Source organism: Ruegeria sp. AA3 (assembly GCF_056542905.1).
Map to the genome: position 1 here is coordinate 1 of NZ_JBQGAQ010000028.1, position 4471 is coordinate 4471.

The 4471-nt window shown below is 61.9% G+C and carries 3 protein-coding genes; all 3 read right to left on the minus strand.

Features of this window, described 5'->3' with window-relative positions:
- Window positions 1-39 precede the first annotated feature (39 nt).
- Complete coding sequence (gcvP, locus tag ACR0JR_RS22155) at window positions 40-2895, minus strand: aminomethyl-transferring glycine dehydrogenase (RefSeq protein WP_480458193.1); 2856 nt, start codon at window positions 2893-2895, stop codon at window positions 40-42.
- Between the two features lie 112 nt (window positions 2896-3007).
- Window positions 3008-3373, minus strand: coding sequence for a glycine cleavage system protein GcvH (gene gcvH, locus ACR0JR_RS22160; RefSeq protein ID WP_170471861.1), 366 nt, complete (start codon window positions 3371-3373; stop codon window positions 3008-3010).
- 17 nt (window positions 3374-3390) lie between these two features.
- A partial coding sequence (gene gcvT, locus ACR0JR_RS22165; protein WP_170782229.1) for a glycine cleavage system aminomethyltransferase GcvT occupies window positions 3391-4471 on the minus strand: 1081 nt, incomplete at its 5' end.

Below are 4471 nucleotides of genomic sequence, written 5' to 3' on the forward strand. Positions count from 1 at the left end.
AAAAACCCGCCGGTAGTCCGGCGGGTTTTTGTTTGTGTATTACTCTGCGGCTTCTTCGTATTCTGACATGGGCGGGCATGTGCAGATGAGGTTTCTGTCACCGTATGCGTTGTCGACGCGGTTGACGGGGGACCAGTATTTGTCGACACCCATGGAGCCCGGAGGGAAGCAGGCCTGTTCGCGTGTGTAGGGGCGGTCCCAGCTGCCGACCAGATCGCGCACCGTGTGGGGGGCGTTTTTCAGCGGGTTGTTTTCCGCATCGATCTTGCCTTCGATGATATCCTGCGCCTCGGCCCGAATGGACAGCATGGCCTCGCAGAAGCGGTCGAGCTCGTCCATGGGCTCCGATTCCGTGGGCTCCACCATCAGGGTTCCGGCCACCGGCCAGGACATGGTTGGGGCGTGGAAGCCTGAATCGACCAGGCGCTTGGCAATGTCATCGACGCTGACATGCGCGGCCTCGTCCAGCGGACGGGTGTCGAGGATGCATTCATGCGCCACCCGGCCCGTGTCCGACGTGTAGAGGATCGGGTAGGCATCCTTGAGCCGCGCCGCGATGTAGTTGGCGTTCAGGATCGCCACTTTCGTGGCCTGGGTCAGACCGGCGCCGCCCATCAGCAGCACATAGGCCCAGCTGACCGGCAGGATGGACGGAGATCCGAAAGGCGCTGCCGAGACCGGACCCACGGCGGTGCCGTATTCCGGGTGGCCGGGCAGGTGCTCCTCCAGATGCGCCTTGACGCCGATCGGACCCATGCCGGGACCGCCGCCGCCATGCGGGATGCAGAAGGTCTTGTGCAGGTTCAGGTGGCTGACGTCGCCACCCACATCGCCCGGACGCGCCAGGCCAACCATGGCGTTCATGTTGGCGCCGTCGATATAGACCTGACCGCCGTGATCATGGGTGATCTGGCAGACCTCCTGCACGGTGGTCTCGAACACGCCATGGGTGGACGGATAGGTGATCATGCAGGCGGCCAGATGATCCGAGTGCTTTTCCGCCTTGGCGCGGAAGTCATTCAGGTCAATGTTGCCCTTGTCATCCGCCTGCACCGGCACAACCTGCCAGCCGACCATCTGGGCCGAGGCCGGGTTGGTGCCATGCGCCGAGGTTGGGATCAGGCAGACATTGCGCTGCCCCTCGCCACGAGCGAAGTGATAATTGCGGATGGTCAGAAGGCCCGCGTACTCACCCTGCGCGCCCGAGTTGGGCTGCTGCGAGATCGCGTCATAACCGGTGATCTGGCACAGCTTGTCGTTCAGATCGTCGATCATCTCGTGATAGCCCTGCGCCTGATCTTGCGGTACAAACGGGTGCAGGTTGCCGAACTCGGGCCAGGTGACCGGGATCATCTCGATCGTGGCGTTCAGCTTCATGGTGCACGAGCCCAGCGGGATCATCGCCCGGTCCAGCGCCAGGTCGCGGTCGGCCAGACGGCGCATATAGCGGGTGATCTCGGCCTCGGCCCGGTTCTTGTGGAAGATCGGATGGGTCAGGTATTCGCTTTCGCGCAGCGCGTAATCCGGCAGGCGGTACTGCTTGTTCGAGCTGTCATCCTTGCGATTGATGCCAAAGGCCCCCCAGACCGCCTCGATGGTCTCGGGGCGGGTCTGTTCGTCCAGGCTGATGCCCACTTTCGTGTCGCCCACTTTGCGCAGGTTCACACCGCGGGCCACGGCGGCCTCCATGACGACGTTCTGCAGATGGCCGACCTCAACCGTGATCGTGTCGAAGAATACCTCGGGTTCGACGGCAAAGCCTGCCTCTTCCAGACCGGCAGCCATGCGCGAGGTCTTGCGGTGCACCGATTGCGCGATGGCCTTGATGCCATCGGGGCCGTGATACACCGCATACATCGAGGCAATCACCGCCAGCAGCGCCTGCGCAGTGCAAACGTTCGAGTTGGCTTTCTCGCGGCGGATATGCTGCTCGCGGGTCTGCAGCGCCAGGCGATAGGCCTTGTTGCCGCGGCTGTCGATGCTGACACCGATGATCCGGCCCGGCATCGAGCGCTTCAGCTTGTCGGTGGTCGCCATATAGGCGGCGTGCGGGCCACCATAGCCCATCGGAACGCCAAAGCGCTGGGTCGAGCCGATGGCGATATCCGCGCCCATCTCGCCGGGCGACTTCAGCAGGGCCAGCGACAGAATGTCAGCGGCGACAATTGCGATAGCCTTGTGTTCATGCAGAGCGGCGATTTCTTTGGTGAAGTCGCGCACATGACCGTGGGTGCCGGGATACTGGAAAATCGCGCCAAAGACCGCGCCTGCATCCAGCGTATCCGGATCGGCGACCTGAACCTCGATGCCCAGAGGCTCGGCGCGGGTTTTAATGACCGCGATGGTCTGCGGGTGGCAGTTCTTGTCCACAAAGAAGGCTGCATTGTTGGCTTTCGAACGCCCGCCGCGCTTGGCCATGGCCATCGCTTCCGCCGCAGCTGTGGCTTCGTCCAGCAGGGACGCGTTGGCCACGTCCAGCCCGGTCAGATCGCTGACCATGGTCTGGAAGTTCAACAGAGCTTCAAGGCGGCCCTGGCTGATCTCGGGCTGATAGGGCGTATAGGCCGTGTACCAGGCCGGGTTTTCCAGAATGTTGCGCAGGATCGGCGCCGGGGTGGTCGTGCCATAATAGCCCTGACCGATCAGCGAGGTCAGAACCTTGTTCTTGCTCGCCACCTCTTTCATGTGGAACAGAGCGTCACGCTCGGTCATCGCCGGGCCCCAGTCCAGCGGCTCTTTCTGCCGGATTGCGGGCGGGACGGTGGCGTCGATCAACTCGTCCAGTGTCTTGAAGCCGATCACCTTGAGCATGTCGCGCATCTCGGTCGGGCTGGGCCCGATATGGCGGCGGTTGGCGAAGTCATAGGCTTCGTAATCGGTCAGTTTGAAGGCCATGTGTGCGCTCCTCAAGGATAGGTCAGACCCGGCGGAGACTGCGGGAGCCTCCGGCGGGAGTATTTTTAGCCAGATGAAGGGGCGGACCCGTGCGAGGACCCACCATTTGGATTTATCCGATGAAGGCCTTGTAGCCGGCCTCATCCATCAGATCTTCGAGCTGCGAGGCGTCCGCGATCTTGATCTTGTAGATCCAGGCTTCGCCTTCGGGGTCGTCATTCAGAGAACCGGGATTGTCGGCCAGCGCCTCGTTCACCTCTGTGATCTCGCCATCGACCGGCGCATAAAGCTCGGACGCGGCCTTGACGGATTCAATCACGCCGATCTCACCGCCTTTTTCGAACTCGTCCCCTGCTTCCTGCTGTTCCACGAACACCACGTCGCCCAACTGCTCGGCGGCGTGTTTGGTGATGCCCAGCGTGGCGGTGTCGCCCTCAACAGCCAGCCATTCATGTTCTTCGGAATAATAGGTTGCCATGTCTCTCTCTCCTGACTTCAACGCTTGTAGTTCTGTTTGACGAAGGGCAGCGCCACGATCTGCGCCGGTTGCGGTTTGCCCCGGATGATCAGGTTCACCGTCTCGCCCGGCTCGGTATGACCTGCCGCGACATAGCCCATCGCCACCGGTCCACCCACGGTGGGGCCAAACACGCCCGAGGTGATCTGGCCGATCGTGTTGCCCTCGCTGCACTGGATCTCAACGCCCTGACGCGCTGGCGCCCGGCCCTCGGGCTTGATGCCCACCAGCTTTTTGGCGGGACCTTCGGCCAGTTCCTTCTGCACACGGTCCGCACCTGGAAAGCCGCCCTCTTCCTTGCGGCGCTTCTGGATCGCCCAGGCCAGGGAGGCCTCGATCGGCGAAGTGCTCTGGTCGATGTCATTGCCATAAAGGCACAGACCCGCCTCAAGCCGCAGACTGTCGCGCGCGCCCAGACCGGCCGCCTCGCAATCTTCATGCGCCAGGAAGGCCTTGGTGATCTCTATCGCCTTGTCCTCAGGGATCGAGATCTCGTACCCGTCCTCGCCGGTATAGCCCAGCCGCGAGATACGGCATTCAACACCGTTGATATCGGCCACCGTGGTTTCCATGAACTTCAGATCCCGCGCCGCAGGGCAGAGCTCGCCCACAACGTTTTCCGCCGCAGGGCCCTGTACCGCCACCAGCGCGCGGTCGAAGATCTCGATCACTTCAACACCGTCGAGATGTTCGCGCATATGCGGAATGTCCTGATGCCGCAGCGCCGCGTTCACCACCACAAAGTAATGATCGCCCGCATTCGACACGATCAAATCGTCCATGATCCCGCCATCCGCGTTCGTAAAGAACCCGTACCGCGCCTTGCCTTCCTTCAACGTCGCATAGGCCTGCGGGCACAAAGCTTCCAACTTCTCGCCCACATTCTCGCCCTTCAGGATCACCTGACCCATATGGCTCACATCAAACACCGCCGCCTTCTCACGACACTGCTTATGCTCCCCCATAATCCCCAATGGATACTGAACAGGCATCTCCCACCCAGCAAAATCAACCAACTTACCACCCAACTCAACATGCAAAGCGTGAAGAGGCGTGCGT

What these genes read in the sequence shown, in the direction of transcription:
- gcvP (WP_480458193.1), bottom strand. Translation starts at nt 2,895, where the DNA reads ATGGCCTTCAAACTGACCGATTACGAAGCCTATGACTTCGCCAACCGC.
- gcvH (WP_170471861.1), bottom strand. Translation starts at nt 3,373, where the DNA reads ATGGCAACCTATTATTCCGAAGAACATGAATGGCTGGCTGTTGAGGGC.